General features: G+C 70.0%; 25 protein-coding genes. 15 read left to right on the top strand and 10 right to left on the bottom strand.

Annotated elements, in window-relative coordinates; all coding sequences use genetic code 11:
- Positions 1–6 precede the first annotated feature (6 nt).
- The 7 genes from BLU09_RS09235 (at position 7) to rpsN (ending at position 3,451) form a co-directional block, all read left to right on the top strand.
- Positions 7–501: an MgtC/SapB family protein gene (locus tag BLU09_RS09235; RefSeq protein ID WP_090488312.1), complete on the top strand. Its 495-nt coding sequence runs from the start codon at positions 7–9 to the stop codon at positions 499–501.
- Positions 502–663: 162 nt separating this feature from the next.
- Positions 664–828: a 50S ribosomal protein L33 gene (rpmG, locus tag BLU09_RS09230; RefSeq protein WP_090488763.1), complete on the top strand. Its 165-nt coding sequence runs from the start codon at positions 664–666 to the stop codon at positions 826–828.
- Positions 825–2,072, top strand: a complete 1,248-nt coding sequence (gene zigA, locus BLU09_RS09225; RefSeq protein ID WP_090488310.1) for a zinc metallochaperone GTPase ZigA — start codon at positions 825–827, stop codon at positions 2,070–2,072. The genes rpmG and zigA overlap by 4 nt, the downstream gene beginning before the upstream one ends.
- Positions 2,072–2,704: a DUF1826 domain-containing protein gene (locus tag BLU09_RS09220; RefSeq protein ID WP_090488307.1), complete on the top strand. Its 633-nt coding sequence runs from the start codon at positions 2,072–2,074 to the stop codon at positions 2,702–2,704. Before zigA ends, BLU09_RS09220 begins: the two co-directional genes overlap by 1 nt.
- Positions 2,705–2,715: 11 nt before the next feature.
- Positions 2,716–2,952: a 50S ribosomal protein L28 gene (gene rpmB, locus BLU09_RS09215; protein WP_011556457.1), complete on the top strand. Its 237-nt coding sequence runs from the start codon at positions 2,716–2,718 to the stop codon at positions 2,950–2,952.
- The gene (locus BLU09_RS38705; protein WP_167371059.1) at positions 2,952–3,128 is read left to right on the top strand and encodes a hypothetical protein; all 177 of its coding nucleotides are present in this window, start codon (positions 2,952–2,954) and stop codon (positions 3,126–3,128) included. The genes rpmB and BLU09_RS38705 overlap by 1 nt, the downstream gene beginning before the upstream one ends.
- Positions 3,129–3,145: 17 nt before the next feature.
- Positions 3,146–3,451: a 30S ribosomal protein S14 gene (rpsN, locus tag BLU09_RS09210; protein ID WP_090488305.1), complete on the top strand. Its 306-nt coding sequence runs from the start codon at positions 3,146–3,148 to the stop codon at positions 3,449–3,451.
- Positions 3,452–3,472: 21 nt separating this feature from the next.
- Here the strand turns inward: rpsN and BLU09_RS09205 are convergent, their stop codons facing one another.
- The 7 genes from BLU09_RS09205 to BLU09_RS09175 form a co-directional block, all read right to left on the bottom strand.
- The gene (locus BLU09_RS09205) at positions 3,473–3,919 is read right to left on the bottom strand and encodes a hypothetical protein (protein WP_186817772.1); all 447 of its coding nucleotides are present in this window, start codon (positions 3,917–3,919) and stop codon (positions 3,473–3,475) included.
- 133 nt (positions 3,920–4,052) lie between these two features.
- Positions 4,053–5,906 (bottom strand): phosphoenolpyruvate--protein phosphotransferase, encoded by a 1,854-nt coding sequence (ptsP, locus tag BLU09_RS09200; protein ID WP_090488301.1) that lies wholly within the window; start codon positions 5,904–5,906, stop codon positions 4,053–4,055.
- A gap of 46 nt (positions 5,907–5,952) precedes the next feature.
- Positions 5,953–6,231: an HPr family phosphocarrier protein gene (locus BLU09_RS09195; protein ID WP_002633201.1), complete on the bottom strand. Its 279-nt coding sequence runs from the start codon at positions 6,229–6,231 to the stop codon at positions 5,953–5,955.
- Between the two features lie 17 nt (positions 6,232–6,248).
- Positions 6,249–7,016: a PTS system mannose/fructose/sorbose family transporter subunit IID gene (locus tag BLU09_RS09190; protein ID WP_090488299.1), complete on the bottom strand. Its 768-nt coding sequence runs from the start codon at positions 7,014–7,016 to the stop codon at positions 6,249–6,251.
- Positions 7,013–7,729 carry a PTS sugar transporter subunit IIC gene (locus tag BLU09_RS09185; protein WP_090488296.1) on the bottom strand — a complete coding sequence of 239 codons (717 nt, stop codon included), beginning with the start codon at positions 7,727–7,729 and terminating at the stop codon, positions 7,013–7,015. The genes BLU09_RS09190 and BLU09_RS09185 overlap by 4 nt, the downstream gene beginning before the upstream one ends.
- Positions 7,730–7,733: 4 nt before the next feature.
- Positions 7,734–8,219, bottom strand: a complete 486-nt coding sequence (locus BLU09_RS09180; RefSeq protein ID WP_090488294.1) for a PTS sugar transporter subunit IIB — start codon at positions 8,217–8,219, stop codon at positions 7,734–7,736.
- 33 nt (positions 8,220–8,252) lie between these two features.
- Positions 8,253–8,672 (bottom strand): PTS sugar transporter subunit IIA, encoded by a 420-nt coding sequence (locus BLU09_RS09175; RefSeq protein ID WP_011556465.1) that lies wholly within the window; start codon positions 8,670–8,672, stop codon positions 8,253–8,255.
- 428 nt (positions 8,673–9,100) lie between these two features.
- Between BLU09_RS09175 and BLU09_RS09170 the strand changes: the two genes are divergently transcribed.
- A complete protein-coding gene (locus tag BLU09_RS09170; protein WP_090488292.1) occupies positions 9,101–9,604 on the top strand; it encodes a peroxiredoxin in 504 nt (167 codons plus the stop codon).
- 57 nt (positions 9,605–9,661) lie between these two features.
- On the opposite strand, the gene BLU09_RS09165 is transcribed toward BLU09_RS09170, so the two are convergent.
- Positions 9,662–10,621 carry a TPR end-of-group domain-containing protein gene (locus tag BLU09_RS09165; RefSeq protein WP_244171565.1) on the bottom strand — a complete coding sequence of 320 codons (960 nt, stop codon included), beginning with the start codon at positions 10,619–10,621 and terminating at the stop codon, positions 9,662–9,664.
- Positions 10,622–11,017: 396 nt separating this feature from the next.
- Between BLU09_RS09165 and BLU09_RS09160 the strand changes: the two genes are divergently transcribed.
- A complete protein-coding gene (locus BLU09_RS09160) occupies positions 11,018–11,671 on the top strand; it encodes a protease (RefSeq protein WP_244171564.1) in 654 nt (217 codons plus the stop codon).
- A 54-nt stretch (positions 11,672–11,725) separates the two neighbouring features.
- Here the strand turns inward: BLU09_RS09160 and BLU09_RS09155 are convergent, their stop codons facing one another.
- The gene (locus BLU09_RS09155) at positions 11,726–12,646 is read right to left on the bottom strand and encodes a diacylglycerol kinase catalytic domain-containing protein (protein ID WP_011556471.1); all 921 of its coding nucleotides are present in this window, start codon (positions 12,644–12,646) and stop codon (positions 11,726–11,728) included.
- 16 nt (positions 12,647–12,662) lie between these two features.
- Entirely contained in the window at positions 12,663–13,628 is a 966-nt protein-coding gene (locus tag BLU09_RS09150) for an SPFH domain-containing protein (RefSeq protein ID WP_186817771.1), read from the bottom strand.
- A gap of 344 nt (positions 13,629–13,972) precedes the next feature.
- On the opposite strand from BLU09_RS09150, the gene BLU09_RS09145 reads away from it, so the two are divergent.
- The 6 genes from BLU09_RS09145 (at position 13,973) to BLU09_RS09120 (ending at position 21,086) form a co-directional block, all read left to right on the top strand.
- Positions 13,973–14,680, top strand: a complete 708-nt coding sequence (locus BLU09_RS09145) for a UDP-2,3-diacylglucosamine diphosphatase (protein WP_090488285.1) — start codon at positions 13,973–13,975, stop codon at positions 14,678–14,680.
- Between the two features lie 184 nt (positions 14,681–14,864).
- The gene (locus BLU09_RS09140) at positions 14,865–15,587 is read left to right on the top strand and encodes an imm11 family protein (RefSeq protein WP_011556474.1); all 723 of its coding nucleotides are present in this window, start codon (positions 14,865–14,867) and stop codon (positions 15,585–15,587) included.
- 179 nt (positions 15,588–15,766) lie between these two features.
- On the top strand, positions 15,767–16,882 hold the full coding sequence (locus tag BLU09_RS09135; RefSeq protein ID WP_244171563.1) for a serine/threonine-protein kinase: 1,116 nt from the start codon (positions 15,767–15,769) through the stop codon (positions 16,880–16,882).
- Positions 16,883–16,924: 42 nt separating this feature from the next.
- On the top strand, positions 16,925–17,989 hold the full coding sequence (locus BLU09_RS09130) for a PEGA domain-containing protein (protein WP_090488281.1): 1,065 nt from the start codon (positions 16,925–16,927) through the stop codon (positions 17,987–17,989).
- Positions 17,990–18,042: 53 nt separating this feature from the next.
- Positions 18,043–20,052 carry a TonB-dependent receptor plug domain-containing protein gene (locus BLU09_RS09125; RefSeq protein WP_090488279.1) on the top strand — a complete coding sequence of 670 codons (2,010 nt, stop codon included), beginning with the start codon at positions 18,043–18,045 and terminating at the stop codon, positions 20,050–20,052.
- Positions 20,053–20,324: 272 nt separating this feature from the next.
- Positions 20,325–21,086, top strand: coding sequence for an ICP22 family protein (locus BLU09_RS09120; protein WP_090488277.1), 762 nt, complete (start codon positions 20,325–20,327; stop codon positions 21,084–21,086).
- Positions 21,087–21,110: the final 24 nt, after the last annotated feature.

The following is a 21,110-nucleotide window of genomic DNA, read 5'->3' as shown; positions in this document are numbered from 1 at the left end:
CCGCTCGTGGATGAGCAGATTGTCGCGCTGAGATTGGCCCTGGCCGCCCTGCTGGGGGGCGTGCTGGGCCTGGAGCGTGAGGTGCGCGGCCAGGCGGCCGGGCTGCGCACCCACATCCTCGTCTCCCTGGGCGCGTGCTGCTTCACGCTGGCCAGCGTCTTCATCGAAGTGGCGTTGGGCCCTGACACCCCCGAAGGTACCCGAGGCGACATCAGCCGCATCGCCAGCCAGGTGGTGGTGGGCATCGGCTTCCTCGGCGCGGGCGTCATCCTGCGCCACAACGGACAGGTGAAGGGCCTGACGACGGCGGCCAACCTCTGGCTCACCGCGTCCGTGGGCCTGGCCGCCGGCCTGGGCTTCTACTTCGCCGCCGTCACCACCATGACCATCGCCCTGCTGTGCCTGGCGGGCCTGCGCCCCCTGGAGCGCGCCATCAGGCGCTACCGGAAGCGGCAAGGCGCGACTCGCGCCCCGGACGTGGACGAAGACGCCGAGGCTTAGCGGCGCGCGCTTCCCGGACGCCGGGCCCGCGCAGTTGCTTGCGCCGTAAACGCAACTCAGATACAACAACACCCGACACATCAACACCGCCATCCCGACGTGACTCCGCGGCAGCGCATCGTCGCGGCATGCCCTGTCATGTCCGCGCGGCTGGAGCCCACCATGCCCAAGGGAAACCGCACCATCATCCATCTCGTGTCGTCGGCGGGGACCGGCTACGTCTACACAACGACGAAGAACAAGCGGAAGTCGCAGGAGAAGCTCCAGCTCAGGAAGTACGACCCGCGCGTGCGCAAGCATGTGATGTTCGTGGAGGGCAAGCCATGACGGCGCCCGCGGCCACGGCCCGGCTGCCGGTGACGGTGCTCTCCGGCTTCCTGGGCGCGGGCAAGACGACGCTGCTCAACCACGTCCTCCAGAACCGGGAGGGCCTGCGGGTGGCGGTCATCGTCAACGACATGAGCGAGGTGAACATCGACGGTCGGCTGGTGAAGACGGGCGGCGGCGCGCTGAGCCGCGTGGACGAGAAGCTGGTGGAGCTGTCCAACGGCTGCATCTGCTGCACGCTGCGCGAGGACCTGCTGCTGGAGGTCTCCCGGCTCGCCCGGGAGGGCCGCTTCGACTACCTGCTCATCGAATCCACCGGCATCTCCGAACCGCTGCCCGTCGCGGAGACGTTCACCTTCACGGACGAGCAGGGCCAGGGGCTGTCGGACGTCGCGCGGCTGGACACGCTCGTCACGGTGGTGGACGCCCTCAACTTCCTGCGGGACTGGAGCGCCGCGGATGACCTCGCCGCGCGCGGACTGGCCGCGGCGGACGAGGACGAGCGCACCGTGGTGGACCTGCTGGTGGAGCAGGTGGAGTTCGCGGACGTGCTCGTCCTCAACAAGACGGACCTCGTCCCGGCGGAGGAGCTGGCCCGGATGAAGGACATCCTGCGCAAGCTCAACCCGGACGCGCACCTCGTCACCTCCGAGCGGGGCCGCGTGCCACCCTCCGCCGTGCTCAACACGGGCCGCTTCGACTTCGAACGCGCGCGGCGCGCTCCGGGCTGGCTCAAGGAGCTGCGGGGCGAACACACGCCGGAGACGGAGACCTACGGCATCCGCAGCTTCGTCTTCCGCGGCCGCGTGCCCTTCCACCCCGCGCGGCTGTGGGACTTCATCCATGAGAGCTGGAAGGGCGTGCTGCGCTCCAAGGGCTTCTTCTGGCTCGCCACGCGGATGGACATCGCCGGTGTCTGGGCCCAGGCGGGCGGCGCCTGCAGCTTCGAGCCCGGCGGCGTGTGGTGGGACGCGATGCCCCGCGCCGAGTGGCCGGAGGATGCCCAGGCGCGCGCGGACATCGAGCGCGAGTGCGTGGGCCCACACGGCGACCGGCGGCAGGAAATCGTCTTCATCACCCAGGACGCGGACCACGAGGAGATGGCCCGGCTGCTGGAGGCCTGTCTGCTCACGCCGGAGGAGCTGGCGCGGGGCCCCCAACACTGGGCGCGGCTGGAGGACCCCTTCCCCGAATGGCAGGTGCAGCGGACGGACGCGCCCGATGAGGACGGGGAGCACGCCTGATGCAGCCCGCCCTCCGCGCCCTCGCTCCGCCCGCCCATGCCTTCGTGTGGACGCCCGAGGAGCTCGCGGGCATCTACCGCGAGGACCTCAACCTCTGCGTGTGGCGCCGGGGCCTGGACACGCCGCTGGCGCACTGGCTCAGCGACGTGGCGGCCACCCGCGAGCTGGACGTCATCGCCCGCGTACGGGGCGACGCGCCGGACTTGCGGCGCCGGTTGGATGGGCTGCCCCAGGGGCCCCATTTCGAGACCTGGCTCACGGACGTGCACTTCCTCCTGCACCTCTACACGGACCTGTTCGGCGCGGCGGAGCTGGGCGTCCGCCTTCACATCCTGGCCAGCGACATGTGCCCGCGCTTCCACGTGGACCGCGTAGGCGTCCGGCTGCTCTGCACCTACGCGGGGCCGGCCACCGAATGGCTGGAGAACGCGCACGTCGCGCGCGGCGCGCTGGGCGCCTCGGGTGACGTCACGCGGCCCGGCGCGCCCGTCCACGCGCTGGAGCGCTTCGACGTGGCGCTCCTCAAGGGCGAGTCCTGGCCCGGCAATCAGGGCAACGGCGCCGTGCACCGCTCCCCCGCCATCGCCCGCAGTGGCCGGCGGCGGCTCTTTCTCTCCATCGAAGCACTCTAGAGGACCCCACCATGTCGAAGGTCTGCCAGGTCACCGGGAAGCGGCCGCTCGTCGGCAACACCGTCTCCCACGCCAACAACCGGCACAAGCGGCGCTCGCTGCCGAACCTCCAGTGGCACCGCTTCTGGGTGCCCAGCATGAACCGCTTCGTGAAGCTGCGGGTGAGCACGCACGGCATCCGCATCATCAACCAGCGCGGCATCGACCGCGTGGTGCGGGAGCTGCTCGCGGAGGGAGTGAAGCTCTGATGCGCCGGCGCGATGGACGCCCCACCCGCCCCACCCGCCTCCGGGCCGCCGCGCGGCACCGGCTTCATGGCCGTGAGTTCGCGCCCCCGCTGCTCGTCGACGTCGGGGCGGACGACGCGGACGAATCCCCGGCACTGCCGCCCCACCTGAACGTCGTCCCTCCCCCGCCCCCCTGAGCGAGAAAGACACAGCCATGGCGAAGAAGAGCAAGGTCGCGCGCAACGCGCAGCGCAAGGCCCTGGTCGCGAAGTACGCGAAGCGCCGCGCGGCGCTGAAGGCGCGCATCCGCGACCTCACCCTGCCCGATGAAGAAAGGCGCGCGGCGCAGGACGCGCTGGCGTCACTGCCCCGCGACTCGAACCCCAACCGCGTGACGAACCGCTGCGCGCTGACGGGAAGGCCTCGGGGCAACCTGAGGCGCTTCGGCCTGTCTCGCATCGCGTTTCGTGAGAAGGCGCTCCGGGGAGAGATTCCCGGCGTCATCAAGTCGAGCTGGTGAGCAACGCCGCGGCGGGGGCGCTCAGTGGCGCGTGTACCGCCGCGCATCCGCGGAAGGCGCCTCGCGACGAGGCGCCGCGTCGCCCTCCCCGCGGGCCCACTGCTGCATGCCGGAGGGCTCCCGGGCCGAAGATGGCGCCGAGGACTCTTCGTCGGTGTCGTCGTCCGCCCAGCCCAGTCCGCCCGTCAAATCGTGCTGGAGCGGCAGGCCCGCCGTGGTGGAGGTCCGCCGCGCGGGTGCCAGGGCCTCCGGCTTGAGGTCCGGCAGGTGCGACAACTCCTCACGCAGGTAGACGTCCTCCCCGTCGATGTCCGCCACATCCGAGAAGGACAGCCGGCAGTCGCGCGTGAAGAGGCGCCCCCTGCCGATGAAGAAACCCGCCGCGTCCGCGGCGATGATGGTGCCCACCTTCTCACCGTCCCGGTCTCTCGCGGTCATACCCATCTGGATGTCGGCGGGATTGAACATGCTTGCTCCTGGGGCGAGCCCGTGTGCTCGTCCCGGCAAGTTGCACACGACGGCTCGCGTCCGGAATCCCCTTCGGGTCCGGTAGCCATGTTGGCAAGCCACCGCCGTCCGCCCCGCCCGCACGGGCGCGGGGTCAGGCCGTGTTCCGTCCCGAGGGCGAGGCCCCGTGCTCGGAGGGCTCGTGGTCCGCGGGCTCCGCGTTCCCGACTCCCGGCGCGCCCGGCTCCATCGTCTCACTGAAGCGGCGGTCCATCTCCGTGCGCACGTAGCGCTCGATTTCCTCCGCCGTGGTCAGCTCCATGGCGTTCTGAAGCAGGTCCATGGCGTCCACGCGGCTCACCCGGCGCAGGAAGCGCTTCACCACCGGAATCTGCCCCGACGTCATGGACAGCTCGTCGAAGCCCAGCGCCAGCAGCACCAGGGTGTAGAGCGGATCTCCCGCCATTTCCCCACACATGGACACGGGGATGTTGGCCGCCCGGCCCGCGTCGATGATGCCGCGCAGCTGCCGGAGCACGGACAGGTGGAGGGGCCGGTAGAGGTAGGCGACCTCGCGATTCTGGCGGTCGATGGCCAGCGAGTACTGGATGAGGTCGTTGGTCCCCACCGAGAAGAAGTCCGCCTCCTGGGCCAGCCGGTCGGCGATGGTGGCCGCGCTGGGCGTCTCCACCATGATGCCCACGGGGAAGCGCTTGCCCACGGGGACACCCGCGCGGCCCAGCTCCGTGCGGCAGGCCTCCAGCTCGCTGCGGGCCTCACGCAGCTCACTCACCCCGCAGATGAGGGGGAACATCAGCCGCAAGTTGCCGTGCACGCTGGCGCGCAGCAGGGCGCGCAGCTGGGTGCGGAACAGCTCCCGGTTGGACAGGCAGTACCGGATGGCCCGCAGGCCCATGGCCGGATTGGGTTCCTTCTCGTGCTTCGTCTTGCCCGGCACCTTGTCGCCGCCCAAATCCAACGTGCGGATGGTGACGGGGCGCCCGCCCATGGCCTCCAGCACCTGGCGGTAGGCGCGATAGTGCTCCTCCTCGGTGGGCGCCGTCTTCCGGTCCAGGAACATGAACTCGGTGCGGTACAGGCCAATGCCCTCCGCGCCGTGCGCCAGCAGCGAGGGGATTTCCTCCAGGAATTCGATGTTGCCGTTGAGGCGAATCTGGAAGCCGTCGGTGCTGACGGCGGGCAGGTCCTTGGTCGCCAGGGCCAGCCGCTCGCTCTCCTGGTAGCGGCGCTGCTCCTCGCGGAAGACGGTGAGCTGCTCGTCCGAGGGGTTCACCAGCACCACGCCCCGGATGCCATCCATGGCCACCAGGTCGCCCGGCGAAATCTGTTCGCTGGCCCGGCCGGCGCCCACCACCGCGGGCGTCTCCCGCGCGCGGGCGACGATGGCGGTGTGGCTCGTCTGGCCGCCCAGGTCCGTCACGAAGCCCCCCACCCGGCCGCTGCGCGCCATCAGCGCCGCGTCCGCCGGAGACAAGTCGTGTGCGACGACGATGGCCTCCGCGGGGACCTCCACTTCCTCATCCACCACCTGCCCCATCAGGTTGCGGATGATTCGGTCGGCGACGTAGTCCACGTCCGAGCGGCGCTCGCGGAAGTACTCGTCGGGGATGTTGTCGAACAGGTGCTTGATTTTGCGCGCCACGCGCCGGACGGCCCACTCGGCGTTGATGCGGTCCTCGATGATGAGCCGGTTCACCTCGTCCACGAGCATGGGGTCGTGGAGCATCAACCGGTGCGCCTCAAGGATGAGGGCGTGGTCGCTGCCCTCGGTGCGCGTAATCTGTTCCTTCAGCTCGGCGAGCTGGCGGTCGGACAGGTCAATGGCTGTCTTCATCCGCATCCGCTCGGGCTCGACCTCCGCCTCCGCCAGCCGCAGCTTGGGCGTGCGGATGCGTTTGCGGTCCAGGATGAAGGCGTGCCCCACTGCCACGCCGGGAGAGGCACCGATGCCCAACAACCTCAGAGTGGGGGTGGCCTGGCTGCTCACGGTTCCTTCCGTTCCTGTCCGTCTACCGCGTTTTCCGACCAACCCTTCACTGCGCCTCGCCGAAACGGTCACCAATGAGCTTCGCCAGCTCCTGGAGACAGGCATCCGCGTCGTCGCCCTTGCAGGTGAGCTTCACCTGGGTGCCCTGGGCGGCGGCGAGCATCAGCACGCCCATGATGGATTTGGCATTGGCCCGCTGTCCCTGGGCTTCGATGGTGACCTCGCTCTTGAACCGGTTGGCCACCTTGACCATCTGCGCCGCGGCCCGGGCGTGCAGCCCCAGCGCGTTGATGATCTCGTATGTCCCTTCGACCACGCTTGCCATCGCGACTCCCACTCTCCTTAGAGGAACGCTCCCGCCACGCAGGCCAGGCCCGCCGCGACATAGAGCACCACGTAGTTCGGCACCCGACGGCTGACCAGCACGTAGGACGCCACCCCCAGGGCCAGGCATCCGGCCGCCAGCAGGGGCGCATACAGCCCACCCGCGTTGGCCCCGAATGACACCGCGAGCCAGGCGGCCACACCGCCCGCGCTCGCCGCCGCCACCGCCCGCAGCCGAGCCCCCCGCGCGGGGAGGTTGGCGCGAGCCACTGCTTCCACCAGCCGGTCTCCCAGCGTCAGGCCCAGCCAGTACAGGCGCACCCGCAGCAGCAGGTGCACCAGATTGTAGAGCACCAGGAACAGCGGCACCGCCCACACGCCCAGCAGCGGCACCAGCGCGGCGCTCACCGCCCCCGTCGCGGGCTTGAGGGACAGCCAGAAGAAGCCGTCCCCCAGCGCGGCCAGGGGCCCCATGAGCGCGGCCTTGAAGGCCACCACCTTGTCCGGTGTCTCCTCCCCCCGGGCAATGCGCTCCTCGTGGTTGATGACGCCGCCGACAATCGCCGCCGCGACGTAGGGGTGCGTGTTGAAGAAGACGAGATGGCGGCGCACCGCCTCCTCGCGCGCGGGCCCCTGTGGGTACAGCGCCGCCAGCGCGGGATAGACGGCGTAGGCCAGCCCCAGGTTCTGCATGCCCTTGGGGTTCCATGACGCCTGGAGGAAGAGCGAGCGCAGGAAGACGCGCAGCAGCACGCCGAAGGGAAGCGCGGCCGGGGGCGCGCTCATCGGCCCTCCAGGAGGATGACGCACACGACGGACGCCGTCACCACCGCCGCGCCCAGCCCCGCGTAGAGCGGCGCGCGCCGCGCGTGGCTGCCCTGCGCCGCGATGGCCGCCGCCACGGACGCCATGGCCGGCCAGGCCCACGCCAGCCCGCGCACCACCACGGGGGGCAGCGCCTGGAGCAACGGTTCGATGAAGAAGCCCAGCAGCGCGCAGAGCGCGGTGAGCGTGCCGTACACGGCGAAGTGGGGCCACATCCCCCACAGGTTCTGCCGCATGGCGCGGGTGATGTTCCCCGCCTCCGCGGAGGCCAGCGCCACCCGGGCCAGCCGCGCCGTATAGCCCTCCAGCAGCCGGTCCCCCTTGCGGCCCACGCGTCCCAGGCCGATGAACAGCAGCACGGCGAGCGACCAGATGGCCGGCGTGGAGCCCGCGCCCGTGGCCGCGGACAACGTGGCCGCGGCGGCGCTGGTGCCGGTGGCCGCCAGGGTGTCGTTCTCCGGCAGCGCGGCGCCCAGGTTGGCGGTGCCCAGGAAGAACAGCTCCAGGAGCATGCCGATGGCCAGACCCGATGCCACGTCATCGAGCAGTGCGCCCATGACCGTGGCCGCGACCAGGGGCCGGGACATCATGGCCTGGAGGAACGCCTTGCGTTCCAATGCCACCAGTCCGCCCCACAGCCCCGCAAGCGCCACCTGGGTCCAGACGACGCTCACGCGCTCACCCGGCCTTCGCCCACCGCTCGCGGAGGTCCGGCAGGTCCACGGGCTTCTCGGCGGGCACCGCGCGGGCCGCCACCCGGACGCCCTGGTCGGCCAGTTGCTGGAGCGTCGTCAGCTCGGCCTCCGCCAGGAAGACGGACGGGGAGACCTGCCTGCGGCCGGTGCCGAAGTGGACGTTGCCCAGATTCAGCTCATCCATGGCCAGCCCGTGCGCATGCGCGAAGGGCACCGAGGCGACATCCCTCAGCAGCACCAGGGTGCGCACACCGTCCCTGGACAGGGCGGCGAAGTCCACCTGGGACAGGGGCAGAATCTGCACCTCGATGGCGCTCTGGACGGCCAGGGCCATGGCGGCGCGGATGAGAGGACTGGAAGCCGCCTCGTCATCCGCCACGACCACCCGGGAGACTTTGAGGAACGGGAGCCAGGCCTCGACGACCTGACCATGGATGAGGCGGTTGTCGACGCGGACCAGGGTGATCACGGCAGTCTCGAATCGCCGACCCGCGCGGGTCCGTCAAGTTCGCGGCTGCTGTGCCTCGCGAAGCAGGGCGGATGCGCAGGTGATGTTGCGCTGGCCGTGGGAAGCCAGCTGGTTGGCCATCTCCGGTAGCGACAACTGCTCCGAACGGAGCGAGTTCGCCTTCAGCAGCATGGGCAGGTTGACGCCAGCAAGGACCTCCACATTCATTCGCTGACACATCATCAGCGACTCCTTACAGGGCGTACCTCCGAAGAGGTCGGCCAGGATGATGACACCCGCGCCCTCATCCACTCGGGCGATTGCCTGCTTCATCTTCGCCCGGATGTCCTCGACAGGAGTTCCAGGCTCGATGTTACAGGCTGCCACCGCGGGAAGCTCTCCCACGATCTGCTCCGCGGTGGAGACCAGCTCCTCCGCCAGACGTCCGTGCGCTGCGACGACGAGGCCGACCATGTCCGCTCCTGACCAACCCCCCGAAGCTGCGTCCTACGCCTGAACGGTGCGGCGCGCAACTCCGGCGAAAGTTTCCGCCCTGACCTCTGACCTAAGCTGCCTCTTCCCGCCTCGAAAGCTAAGACGACCACAGCGATGGTGCCCGAAATTTCGGGTCCGGCCGCGCACAGGGCTGTCGCCTGCCGGACGGGGGAGCGACACCGCTTCCCCACACTTTATGAGATGCGCTGGCGACTTCCAGGGTGCGTCGAGAAGGACGCCCATCATTAGGCGCCGTATCAACCGCCCGAAAGGCAAGCAGGCATCCAGAGGTCGTCTTTGACGCCCGTTTTCGGCACGGCGGATTACTTGTGGGGATGCAGCGGGCCAGATGGGATGAGCCCGGCGTTGAACGCACCGGCCAGACTCCGGGGCGACGCGAGGACGTCATGGCCAAGACGAAGCTGCTGAAGCAAGGCGATGCGGTACCGGACATCACCCTCACCGGCGCGGGTGGGCAGTCGGTGCGGCTGCGAGACCTGGTGGGTCAGAAGGTATTGGTCGTCTACTTCTATCCGAAGGACGACTCGCCCGGTTGCACGGCGCAGGCCTGTGGACTGAGGGACCAGTACGAGGACTTCGTCGCCGCGGGCGCGGAGGTGGTGGGCATCAGCGGTGATTCGGTGGGCTCGCACGAGGGCTTCGCGGCGAAGCACCGGCTGCCCTTCAAGCTGCTCAGCGACGCGCGCGGCGAGGCACGTGAGGCCTTCGGCGTGTCCTCGTCGTTCCTGGGCCTCTTGCCCGGACGGGTGACCTTCGTGGTGGACCGGTCGGGCATCGTCCGCGACAGCTTCGAGTCGCAGATTCGCGTCAGCGAGCACGTACGGCGCGCGCTCGAGCTGGTGCGCGCGCTGGCGCAGGAAGGTGGCGCGCCGGCGTCCGCCGCGAAGTAGCGGGCGGAGGGGCGCGCGAGGTGGCTCCGGGCCCCACGCCCCGGAGCACCACCGCGGCTAGCGCTGCAGGACGGTCGGAATCTCCGCGAGCGGCGGGAAGCCCCAGCGCGCGCGCTCCTCGTCCGTGACGTTGGGGTCCACCGGGTGGAGCGTCATCGCCTTCGATTCCGGGTTGAAGCGGTACTGGGTGCCGAAGCGCTGCGGAAGGTTGGCGTTCATCAGCCAGCGGTCCCAGGCCGCCGCGGCCAGCCACAGGCCACGCGGGTGGCCTCGCTTCGCGGCCTCCGCGCCCATCTGCCTTGCCATGGCGTAGTCCTCCGGCGTGTTGCCGTGCTGGAAGATGAACCCCGCGGACAGGAAGTCCGCGCCTTCCTTCAACGCGCCTTCGGCCAGCAGGGCCTTCACGCGCTCGCGCCGCTGCGCATCCCGCTCGGCGACCCGCTTCCACGCGTCCGCCCCATCGAGCGGCCGCTGGCGGTCACTCTGGTCCTCCACGAAGAGCGTCTTCAGCTCTGAACTCGAGGTGGGATGGGGGTCCGGGAGCGTGGTGATGCGCTCCACCTGCGCGAGGTACACCGGCTCCTCGCGCAGCGGCTCCAGGTCCGAGTCCTGCATCAACCACCCCACGTCCCGGAAGCCCAGCTCCACGGCCTGGGACAACCTGCGCAGCGCGACGTCCTTCCGTCCGAGCCGGGCCGCCGAACACGCCGCGGAGTACGCGGCGTTCGGGTCCCGATTCCCCGCGTCCAGGGCCTCTTCATAGAGCGCCAGCGCCTCCGCGAACTTCTCTTCCCGCGACAACGCGTCCGCCTTGCGCACCTGCATCCAGCCGGGCATCGGCGGGGCGGGCGGCTCCATGTGGGGCAGCCCCGCGACGGGCGTGGGGGTCGCCGGGGCTTCAGCGGACGGCGTGGCCGCGGGGGCCTCGGCGCGCGGCGCGGATTCGGGTGCGGAGGCCGGCGCATGGGCACACGCCGACATCAGCAGGCAGACAAGGGAGGAGATGAGCGTTCGCATGGCCCGCATCCTAGGGGGCCCGCACGGCGTTCCGATACGCTTCGTACGAGTGCCAGCACCGCACGCGTGAATCCCATGCGCGGACGGACGCGGCTGACCGCGTGTGTCACCACGTGATTTCACGGGGGCGAAAGCGCCGGCGCGCCCAGAGGGATGGACGCAGGAAGCACGTCTCCGCCGTGCGAGGACGCGCGTTGGCCCAGGCCTTGCTCAATGTCTTTCTGTCTCGCGATGCACGCGAGGCGGAAGGAGCGCCGTCATGATGTTCCCCGATGAGAACTGGTTCGACGATGTGGTGCTCAACATGGGCCTGTTGATGGCCCTGAAGGTGGCGGGCGTGGTGATGCTGCTCGTCACCTATGCCCACCCGTCGTGACGTGGCGGCACACCGCTTCCGTGCGCAAGCATTTCGCCGCGGAGGACGGCCGCGGCTTCGTCACGCAGAACACCGGGCTGCGCGCGTTCCGGGCGCGTTATCGTGGGCCCATGTTCAACTCATCCGGTAGGCGGTGGGGCATCGCGGTGCTGTCCCTGGGAATGCTGGGCAGCGCGTGCGCGGCGCGACAGGACGTCGCGCCATCCACTGAAGCGACGCAGGAGACCCCGGCCATGGCAACGACCTTGACGTGCACGCTGAGCGGCCCGGCGCAAGTGCGCGCGGGCGAACCCGTGGAGCTGGTGTTCGAGCTCAGCAATCCCACGGCGCAATCCCTGCGCGTGCTCGGCTGGCACACGCCGCTGGAGGGCGTACGCAACAACATCTTCGACGTGTCCCGTGATGGTGACTCGCTCGAGTACCGGGGGCCCATGGCGAAGCGCGGGCCGCCCACGGCCGACAGCTACGTCGCCCTCTCCCCCGGCACGTCGGTGGAAGGCAAGGTGGACGTCGCTCGCTTCTATGACTTGCAGGCGCCGGGAACGTACCGCATCGCGTTCCGCGGCCCGCTGATGGACGTCGCCCGGGAAGGCGAACCGGTGCCCGCTCCGAATGGCGGATTCCGCCCGGCGGAAGTGCCATGCCCCGCGGTGGAGGTCACCGTCACGCCCTGACGGCCAGGACGCGAGCCTCGCGCGGACCGTGCTTCCGCGCGGGGTGGCGCACCGTCAGCCCGCCACCAACATGGCACGCTGCCGCGCGGGGCGGATGCGAGCGGTGGCACCCGCGCCGAAGCGGAGGAAGTCCTCCTCCACGCCGTCGCTGAAGATGACGCCCTCCGACGCCATTCGCGACTCCAACACCAGCTCGCGCTCCTCCGTCACGTCGCCCATCACCAGACTGGCGCCCGAGTGACGGCTGGCGAAGGGTTCGCGCACCACGAAAATCAGCTGCGGGTCCTCCCAGCCCAGGCGCACGGGCGCACACGGCACGCCACCCGCGTGGGCCGTCACGCCTCGCGCCAGGTTGAAGATGGAGGACAACCACCCGGTGGCGCCCGCGCCCGTGGACACCACCACGCCGCTGGAGGACTGGGACTCCTCCTGGTCCCCGGTGCGCAGCCGGTAGCGCGCGGACACGTGGGAGCGCGCCCCGATGAACAAGTCATTGAAGGCCAGCAGCCGCTGCCCGTCATCCAGCCGCGCCTCCGCCAACGTCACGCGCTTGAAGGCCGCCTTGCCCTCCAACACGCGCCGCACCGCCCCGCGCGCCCCCGAAACCGAATGGGGCAACAGCACGCCGTCGAAGCGCTCCGGGTCCGGATTCACGCCCACCAGCGGCTGCTCCCCCACGTACTTCGCCACGTTCGCCACCAGCCCGTCCTGCCCCGCGACGACCACCACCTCCTTGCCGGTGAAGAGGAAGGTGGGCACCAGGCTCCGGTCCACCTGCTGCACCGGCAGCCCGAAGGACAGCGACTCTCGCAACGAGTCCACGTTGCACCGGTAGGTTTCGTCCTCGCGGGTGAACTCATCGAAGTCCTGCCCCGCGTGCTCCACGTAGAACTTCGCCTGCTTCTTGGTGTTGAAGCGCTCCACCAGGCCCGCCATCCGTGTGCGGCGGGTGACGAGCACGATTTTCTCGTACATGGCCCCCTCCTTCGCCTCAGCGCTCGCGGCCCGCCGCGCCCACCAGCGAGCGCAGGAGGTCCGGCGACACGTTCAGCTCGCCGATGCGCTGCGCGTTCTCCGCCATCTCCCGGAAGGCCAGGGCGATGTTGAGCGCCGGGTCCCCACCACTGGCCGACGTGGCCATCAGCGTCTTCCAGTCCACCCCGCGCACCGGGGCCAGCGTCTTCTCCAGCGCGTACGCGCGGGCATCCGCGGCCTGCCGCTCGTTGTCACTCCAGCGCGTCATCAGCGCGGCGCGCTGCTCCTCCACGGCGATGTCCGCGGCCATCTTCGCCTCGCGAATCTGCCGCTGCCGCGCCTCCACCGCCAGCTCCGTGGCCAGCTCGCTCTCCTTGATGCGCCGCTCCTGCTCCACCGCGGCGTTGCGGCGCGCGTAGATGGCTTCATCCGCGTTGCGTTGCAGCGCCTCGCGCGCCTCGGCCTCCAGCGCCCGCGCCATCTCCGGCGCCGGCTTCACCGACAGCAGCGAGAAGGCCATGACCTCCACGCCCAGCGCCTTCACCGGCTCCGCCACGGCCAGGGCCGCGAGCACCTGCTGCTCGATGGCGTCCGAGCGCACCAGCACCTCGCGCAGCGTCAGCCCCTGCACCACCGAGCGCGCCCGCACCTGCGCCACCTGCACCAGCCGCTCCTCGAGATTCTCCGGGTCGTCCGAGTGGTAGCGCCCCGTGGGGCCCAAGGAGTAGTCCAGCAACGATGCAAGCCGGCGCGGGTCGGTGACGCGCCACGTGAGCTGCCCTTGCAGCGTCACCGCCTGGAAGTCCCGTGTGACTTCGTTGAAGACGAAGGGCACGTCCGCGCTGGACAGCGGCACCGACACCAGCGTCGCCGACGGCTTCCAGTAGAAGAACGAGAGCCCCGCCCCCTCCCGGACCACCTTCCCCGCCTCGAACTGCATCACGTACGTCGTCGGTGCCGCCTTCATGTAGCCGATGACCATGGGCCCTCCGCCCTGCTTCGTGTCTTCAGGACACATAGTTAGTGTCAAACAGACACGATTTCAAGTCAATGTGCGGAAGCGCGAGGTGTGGGCCCACGGATGTCCGGTGCCGAAACGCGGTTCATCCGCGTCGCGACACAAAGCACACAGGTCTCATGGACGAATGCGCCGGTCGTGCGCAGGGTGGCGGGAGCCCCGGAGCTGGCTCCAGTGATGCCGGGCCAAGAGGAAAGGCGCGTCGTGGTGACACACGAATGGCATCCGGTTGCAGCGAGATTTTCGCGCGCCGACCATTCCGCCGCCGCACGCAGTCCCTACCTTTCCAGGGCACTTTGGGAGAGCGCATGCGGATCGCGGTGATTTCGGACCTACATCTCGGGCGGCGTGATGCCGCCGACCACTTCGGGCACGACGACTCCGGCTTCCTGCGGTTCCTCCGTTTCTTGGAAGGCAACTTCGAGCACATCGTGCTGCTCGGGGACATCTTCGAAACGCTCACCCCGCGCACGCCGGGGCGGAAGGTGGCCGAGCTGCTGGCGGCCCGCGCGGCGCACCCGGAAATCGTCCGGCGCTTCGAGCTGCCGCGCTACCACTACATCCACGGCAACCACGACCTGGTGGCGGGCACCGTGCTGGGGGCGCCCGACCAGCTGATTCTGGAGGCGGACGGCGTGCGGATGCTGTTCACCCACGGACACCACCACGACTGGATGATTCGCAAGGCGCGCCTGCTGTCGGAGGCGGCGGTGTGGGCCGGGGCGTGGCTGCGGCGGATGCGGATGCGGGCGATGTTCCGCTGGTTCCAGGCGCTGGACTTGAAAATCACCAACGCGCTGCCGGACCCGGAGCGGTGCACCTTCCAGCGCTGGGCCATGGCGCGGGCCAACGCGCATCACGCGGACGTTGTCGTCACCGGCCACACCCACCTGGGCCTGCGGGTGGAGCACGGCAGCAAGCTGTTCCTCAACAGCGGCACGTGCTCGGAGGGGCAGTTCTCCTTCCTCAGCCTGGACACCCGGGCCGCGAGCTACTCGCTGCACACCACCTGGTAGCCGCGGGACCGCGGGCGGGCAGGAAGGCGGCAGGGAGCCCGGTCCGCCGCTTCTTCCTCCCCCATACCGCGGGCGGGGGAAGTAACATTGGCGAATGTTCAGGCGGCTCACCGAGGCGCTCCGCGTCCTGACGCGACGCTCCCCGACAAGAGGCCCCGGCCCCACGCCGGGTGCCCCCCGGCAGATGCTCCTCTCAGACGTGGCCGCTGACGGGCGGCCCCGGACGAAGAAGCCGGCCGCGCGCCGCTCACCGCCACGCACCACCCGGCTGGCGCGCTACTTCGACCTCCACGACGACTTCCGCATCCCCGGCCGGCCCGAGCTGAGCGACCCGGTGGCGGTGGATGTCCGCCGGAAGCTGGACTCCGTCTGGCTCTTCACCTCCGGCGCCCGGGTGCGGAGCGTGGGCAAGCTGCGCCTGGCGGTGACGCCGCCGGGACTGCCGCTGGACTTCTCGCTCGCGGGCGCGGGGCTCACCCCCGTCGTCTCCGCGCGGGTGGCCTCCGTCTTCCGGGAGCTGGCCCCCGATGACGTGCAGCTGCTGCCTGTGGAGGTGGAGGACCGCGATGAGCCCCACTTCATCCTCGTCGCCACCCGGCTGGTGCGCTGCATCGACGACCGGGCCTGCGAGGAGGTCATCCACTACACCGCCGAGGACGGACTCCCCGAGCGCGTGGGGCACTACCGCAACGTCCGCGGACTCCGGGTCGATCCCACGAAGACGAACGGCGCCCGGGTGTTCCGCACCTGGGGCTGGCCGGTGAGCCTCATCGTGTCCGAAGGCATCAAGGAGGCCCTGGAGCATGCCGGCATCGCTGGCGCGCGCTTCGCCGAGGTGACGAAGCCGCCGCGCAAGCCCCGCCGGAAGAAGACCGCCGCCAAGAAGTCCCGGCCCAAGCGCCGCTGAGCCCACACCGCCTCCAGGCCCACGGTTGCAACAGAGTTGCCACCTGGCTGGAAACTTGTGGGGTAGGGGCACTAACAATATCTTCCTCGTTTTCCAGCAAATACCTGGGGACGACGTTGGACAACGAGGACAGCTCTTTCGGCAAGTACAGGCTTGTCCAGCAGCTGGCGACCGGCGGGATGGCCCAGCTCTATCTGGCCTCCATCGACGGCCCCGACGGGTTCTCCAAGTCCTGCGTCATCAAGCGCGTCCTGCCGGAGTACGCCAGCCTGGAGTCGTTCAGCCGCATGTTCGCGGACGAGGCGAAGGTCGCCGCGCTGCTGACGCACCCGAACATCGTGCAGGTCTTCGACTTCGGGCGGGTGGACGGCCAGTACTACCTGGCCATGGAGTGGATTCAGGGCCACTCGTTGGACCGGCTGCTGCGGCAGGCCCTCCGGAGCGGCCGGGTGGTGGGGACTCGCGTGGCGGTGGACGTGGGGCTCGCGGTGGCGGACGCGCTCGCGTACGCGCACGCGAAGACGCTGCCGGATGGAACGCCCCTCATGCTGGTGCACCGCGACGTCACGCCGGGCAACGTGCTGGTGTCGCGCGACGGCATCATCAAGCTGGCGGACTTCGGCATCGTGAAGAGCGCCGTCAACGCGGAGCGCACCGTCGCCGGGGTGGTGAAGGGCAAGTACCCGTACATGTCCCCGGAGCAGATCACCAGCCAGGAGCTGGACCACCGCTCCGACCTGTATTCGCTGGGCATCGTCCTCTACGAGGCCGCCACCGGGCGCCGCCTGTTCAAGCGCGACACGCTGGAGGCCACCATCATGGCCGCGTCCCAGGCGAACGTGCCGCCGCCGTCGGAGGGGATGCCCGACTTCCCCGCGGAGCTGGAGCGCATCATCCTCCGGCTGCTGCAGAAGGACCCCTCCGCGCGATACCAGAGCGCCCGGGAGCTGCGCGATGACCTGGAGCGCTTCCGCGCCGCCCAGCAGTGGGCGTCGGGAACGCATGAGATGGCGGCGCTCGTCGCCGAGCTGTTTCCCCCCGGCCTCACGGGCCAGCCGCCCACCGCGCTGCCCGCCTCCAGCACCTCCCATGGCAGCAACTCCGCCACGGGCCGGACGCCCGCCCCCAGCGCCGAGCCCAAGCGAGAGCTGAGCAGCACCTCCGCGGCCACGCGGGCGCATGGCGCCGTGGAGGTGCCGCTCGACACGGGCGGCCAGGGCTTTCCGTGGGGAATCGCCCTGGCCGCGTGCTGCGCGGCCCTGGGCACAGCGCTGTTCTGGTTACTGGCCCCTTGAGCGGCTGCCGCCCGGCGCTGACGGCGCGGCAACGAGAGCCTGATGAAACAGAAGACGTGGATTGCCGTCATCATCCTGGGCACGCTCGCCGCCAACGCGGTGGCCTACCGCGTGGTGCGAAGCCGACGCGACAGCGCCCCCGAGGCCACGCCGGGCGCCATCACCCACACGCCGCCCACCCCGCCGCCCACCGCGCCCGAGGAACCTCCGCGAGAGGACCCGAACGACGGCCTGGCCCGGGCCCGTCGCGCCGCGGGACTGGCCGCGCTGGAGGACCGCGACTACGACGCGGCCGTCTCCGACTTCACGGAGGCGCTGCGGCTGCGCAAGGACGACCAGGGCGACCTCGTGGAGCTGCTGCGCATCGCGGCCGAATTGCGAACGCGAGAGCAGGCGCGTCAGCAAGGCGAGCAGGCCCGCGCCCAACGCGAACCCACGCCGGCCCCCGCCCGCTCCGTCCAGCGCACGCGGCCGGCGCGCGGGACAGCCCGGGCTCAGCCTCGCCAGGAGTCCACTTCCGCGGACGAGGCACGCGGCGGATTGCTGCTGGTGACGTCCACGCCCCCCGGGCTGATGGTGCGGGTGGACGGCAAGCCCATGGACCTCACGCCGGCGCGGCTGCCGCTGCGCGCGGGGACGTACCGCGTGGCGCTCGCGCAGGGTGAGCGCACGCTGGCCGAGGAGACGGTGGCGTTGGGCGAGGACGACGTGCGCTCCCTCAACCGCGACCTCACCGCCGAGCTCGCTCCCGCGCCAAGGCCCACGGCGGCCGCGCCGGCCTCCGTGGAGGCGCCGCCTCCCGCCGCCCCGCCCGCGGCCACCAGCCCCGCTGCCACCGCGGCGCGCGCCGAGTCGCCTCCCACCGCCGAGCCGTCCGTGGCCACCGCCGCTCCCACGGCGACGGGCAAGGGCCGCCTGGACGTGACGTCTCCCGGCCTCTACGGCGAGGTGTGGATCAACAACCGGCCGTATGGCTTCCCGCCGCTCGTCGCCCAGGGACTTCCCGCGGGGCCCGCGCGCCTGGAGGTCCGCGTCAATGGCGTGGTGAAGCGGAAGCTGACCGTCGACGTCGTGGCGGACCAGAGCACCGCCGTCCGCATCCGCTGACCTGAAGGCCGTTCGCGCGGAGAGCCGCGCTCCCTTTCCGCATCGAGGTCGATATGCGCCGCTGCCGTAGGTGGTCCGAACCTTCAATCGGAGCCCTGCTCCTCCTGTGCTCCAGTCCCGCGCTCGCCCAGGACACCGACGCGGGGAACCTGGGTGACGAGGAGCCGGAGGTCCACAGCCAGGTGGCCTCCTTCGCCGTCACCCGGCTCCAGGAGTCCCCCGCCGTCGTCACGGCGATGAACGCGGAGGAGATTCGCAACTCCGGCGCCCGCGACTTGATGGACCTGCTGCTGCAGATTCCAGGCTTCTTCTTCGGCGTGGACACCCAGGGCGCGGTCGGCCCCGGCTTCCGCGGCCTGTGGGGCTACGAGGGCAAGGTGCTGCTCGTCGTGGACGGCAAGGAGATGAACGAGCAGCTCTACTCCACGATGCAGTTGGGCAACGAGTTCCCCATCGAGCTCATCGAACGCATCGAAGTGGTGCGCGGCCCCGGCTCCGTCATCTACGGCGGCAACGCGGAGCTCGCCGTCATCAACGTCGTCACGCGCGGCGTCCAGGGCAGCACGGACCTGATGGTGTCCGGCATGTACGGACAGATGGGCAGCGTGAACGGCCGGCGGGGGCTCACCGTCTCCGGCCGCAAGGTCTTCGAGTCCGCGCCGGGCCTGAGCATCTTCGCGTCCGCCGGACTGTCGCAGGCCCAGCGCAGCAGCGGCGTCTTCCAGGACTTCTTCGGCAACACCGCGCAGCTGGGTGGCAACTCGCGGCTGGACCCGACGATGGTGCAGGCCGGCGTGGGCTACAAGGACCTGCAGCTCAGCGTGCTGTACCAGCGCTATGGCACCTCCGCCATCGTCGCCTTCGACGAGGTGTTGGAAGCGCCCGCGCCCACCGACTTCGAGTCCCTCCACGCGGAGCTGAGCGACAGGTTCCGCCCGGACGAGCGGGTGGAAATCATCCCCCGCCTCAACCTCACCTTCTCCAAGCCCTTCAGTGACTCGGACCAGGATTCGCCCTTCTTCTACGACAAGCAGGTGCTGCGCCTGCGAGGGCGGACGCTGGCGCGCTGGGCGGCGCTGGACTGGCTGCAGCTCACCGGCGGCGTGGATGTGACATCCGACCAGGGGTGGGTCAACGGCCCGGTGGGTGTGGGCCTCCAGACGGGCTTCGGCCCCGAGGAGGCCGACAGCGTCTCCTACGTGAACCTGGCGGGCTTCGTGGAGGCCTTCTCCGTCAATCCGTTCATCAACGTGGTGGCTGGCGCGCGCGTGGAGAACCACAGCGCCTTCGGTGAGTCCTTCGTGCCGCGGCTGGTGCTGCTGCGCAGCTTCGGGCCGTTCAGCGGCAAGGCCTTGTTCAGCCGCGCCTTCCGCGCGCCGAGCATCGAGAACATCAGCCTGGGCGCCGACGTCCGGCCCGAGCGCACCACGGTGCTCGAGCTGGAGGGCACCCTGCGCATGGGAGAAGGCCACGCGCTGAGCGCCAACGCCTTCGACATGGGCGTGGCGGACCCCATCATCTATTCATACGACGCGTTAACGAACACGGAGGCCTACCGGAACCTCGGGCGCCTGGGCAGCCGCGGCGTCGAGCTGGACTACCACGTGCGCGGAAGCTGGGGCCGCGCCGCCCTCAACTATTCGTTCTACACGCCGTCAGGCCGCAATGACGTGGAGGACTACCAGGTCCCCGGACAGCCCAACGCCTTCACGGGCATGCCCACTCACAAGGCCGCGCTCACCGGCAGCATCAAGGTCCTGCCCTGGCTCACCGTCAGCCCCACCGCCGTCCTCGTGGGCAAGCGCTACGCCGTGGACGTGCCGGATGACGAGGGCAACGCGGCGGTGGAGGAGCTCCCCACGCAGCTGCTGCTCAACCTCTTCGTGCGCGCTCAGGACGTGGGCACGCGCGGGCTGGAGATTGGCGCGGGCGTCTACAACCTGACCGGCACGAACTTCCGCATCGCCCAGCCCTACAACGGCGGCCACGCGCCCATGCCTGTCTTCTCCCGCGAGTTCATGGTGCGCATCAGCTACCTGCTGGACCCTGTCAGCGACGAATAGCAGCACGTCCAAGCCTGACGTCCGCCACGGCCCACCTTCCCTCGGGAGGGTGGGCCGTCTGCCTTTGCAGCAATGCGTCACAGGGAATGGACTGTCACAGACTTGCAATCACCGGATTCTCGCTGGTACTTTCTTCGCCACTCGAAATAACTCGCGTTCGTTCGCGGCTGCTCCACGCCTTTCCGACGCGCCGCCCTAGGAAACGACGACTCTCGAAGCACCCTTGTTTCTTCGCAGTGGGAATGAAGTCTTCCAGCCGTGGAGGGCAGCGCATGCATCCGAACAAGCGTTTCGCGTGGGCGTGGGTGGCGGCGGGCGTTTTCGCGGTGTCTGGTCTGGTGGCGGGATGTGACCCTGAAGAGGACCCCACGCCCACGCCTGACGCAGGTCAGCAGACCCCGGATTCCGGCACGCAGCCTGACTCCGGCACGCAGCCCGACTCGGGTACGGAGCCCGACTCGGGCACGCAGGCTGACGCCGGCACGGAGCCGGACGCGGGCACCGAGCCCGAGGAAGACGCCGGCACCGAGGAAGACGCCGGTACCGTCCCCACCCTGCCCCTGGCCGTGGACGGCACCTGGATTCCCAGCGGCTACATGGGCGACGGCTCGCGGGGCGGCGTCACCTACGACGGCACCGAGTGTCTGCCTGGGCGGGCGGGTTCACAGCGGGGCGCCTGCCACAAGTTCACCTGGACGCCCGGCAGCGACGGTTGGGCGGGCGTGTACTGGCAGTACCCGGAAGGCAACTGGGGAGACCAGCCCGGCTTCAGCGTCCCGGACGGCGCCACCACCGTATCCTTCTACGCCTGGGGCACGGAGGGCGGCGAAGTCGTCTCCTTCATGGTGGGAATGAACGCCGCGGACGGTTTCGAGGTGAAAGAAGCGAACGTGGCGCTCACCACCACCCCGACCCAGTACACAATCGACATCAGCCGCGTCCGGTATGGACAGGTGGTGGGTGGCTTCGGATGGACCGCCGATGGAAGGACGACTCCGCTCGTCTTCTTCATCGACGACATCCACTGGCACTGACACCCACCCCATCCTCGCGGCGGA

The sequence above is a fragment of the Myxococcus virescens genome, assembly GCF_900101905.1.
Lineage (GTDB): Bacteria > Myxococcota > Myxococcia > Myxococcales > Myxococcaceae > Myxococcus > Myxococcus virescens.
Note: the sequence above shows the minus strand (reverse complement) of the source record. Positions and strands in the feature narration are given on the sequence as shown.

What these genes read in the sequence shown, in the direction of transcription:
- rpmG (WP_090488763.1), top strand. Translation starts at nt 664, where the DNA reads ATGCCCAAGGGAAACCGCACCATCATCCATCTCGTGTCGTCGGCGGGG.
- zigA (WP_090488310.1), top strand. Translation starts at nt 825, where the DNA reads ATGACGGCGCCCGCGGCCACGGCCCGGCTGCCGGTGACGGTGCTCTCC.
- BLU09_RS09220 (WP_090488307.1), top strand. Translation starts at nt 2,072, where the DNA reads ATGCAGCCCGCCCTCCGCGCCCTCGCTCCGCCCGCCCATGCCTTCGTG.
- rpmB (WP_011556457.1), top strand. Translation starts at nt 2,716, where the DNA reads ATGTCGAAGGTCTGCCAGGTCACCGGGAAGCGGCCGCTCGTCGGCAAC.
- BLU09_RS38705 (WP_167371059.1), top strand. Translation starts at nt 2,952, where the DNA reads ATGCGCCGGCGCGATGGACGCCCCACCCGCCCCACCCGCCTCCGGGCC.
- rpsN (WP_090488305.1), top strand. Translation starts at nt 3,146, where the DNA reads ATGGCGAAGAAGAGCAAGGTCGCGCGCAACGCGCAGCGCAAGGCCCTG.
- BLU09_RS09205 (WP_186817772.1), bottom strand. Translation starts at nt 3,919, where the DNA reads ATGTTCAATCCCGCCGACATCCAGATGGGTATGACCGCGAGAGACCGG.
- BLU09_RS09195 (WP_002633201.1), bottom strand. Translation starts at nt 6,231, where the DNA reads ATGGCAAGCGTGGTCGAAGGGACATACGAGATCATCAACGCGCTGGGG.
- BLU09_RS09190 (WP_090488299.1), bottom strand. Translation starts at nt 7,016, where the DNA reads ATGAGCGCGCCCCCGGCCGCGCTTCCCTTCGGCGTGCTGCTGCGCGTC.
- BLU09_RS09175 (WP_011556465.1), bottom strand. Translation starts at nt 8,672, where the DNA reads ATGGTCGGCCTCGTCGTCGCAGCGCACGGACGTCTGGCGGAGGAGCTG.
- BLU09_RS09170 (WP_090488292.1), top strand. Translation starts at nt 9,101, where the DNA reads ATGGCCAAGACGAAGCTGCTGAAGCAAGGCGATGCGGTACCGGACATC.
- BLU09_RS09165 (WP_244171565.1), bottom strand. Translation starts at nt 10,621, where the DNA reads ATGCGAACGCTCATCTCCTCCCTTGTCTGCCTGCTGATGTCGGCGTGT.
- BLU09_RS09155 (WP_011556471.1), bottom strand. Translation starts at nt 12,646, where the DNA reads ATGTACGAGAAAATCGTGCTCGTCACCCGCCGCACACGGATGGCGGGC.
- BLU09_RS09150 (WP_186817771.1), bottom strand. Translation starts at nt 13,628, where the DNA reads ATGGTCATCGGCTACATGAAGGCGGCACCGACGACGTACGTGATGCAG.
- BLU09_RS09145 (WP_090488285.1), top strand. Translation starts at nt 13,973, where the DNA reads ATGCGGATCGCGGTGATTTCGGACCTACATCTCGGGCGGCGTGATGCC.
- BLU09_RS09140 (WP_011556474.1), top strand. Translation starts at nt 14,865, where the DNA reads ATGCTCCTCTCAGACGTGGCCGCTGACGGGCGGCCCCGGACGAAGAAG.
- BLU09_RS09135 (WP_244171563.1), top strand. Translation starts at nt 15,767, where the DNA reads ATGGCCCAGCTCTATCTGGCCTCCATCGACGGCCCCGACGGGTTCTCC.
- BLU09_RS09130 (WP_090488281.1), top strand. Translation starts at nt 16,925, where the DNA reads ATGAAACAGAAGACGTGGATTGCCGTCATCATCCTGGGCACGCTCGCC.
- BLU09_RS09125 (WP_090488279.1), top strand. Translation starts at nt 18,043, where the DNA reads ATGCGCCGCTGCCGTAGGTGGTCCGAACCTTCAATCGGAGCCCTGCTC.
- BLU09_RS09120 (WP_090488277.1), top strand. Translation starts at nt 20,325, where the DNA reads ATGCATCCGAACAAGCGTTTCGCGTGGGCGTGGGTGGCGGCGGGCGTT.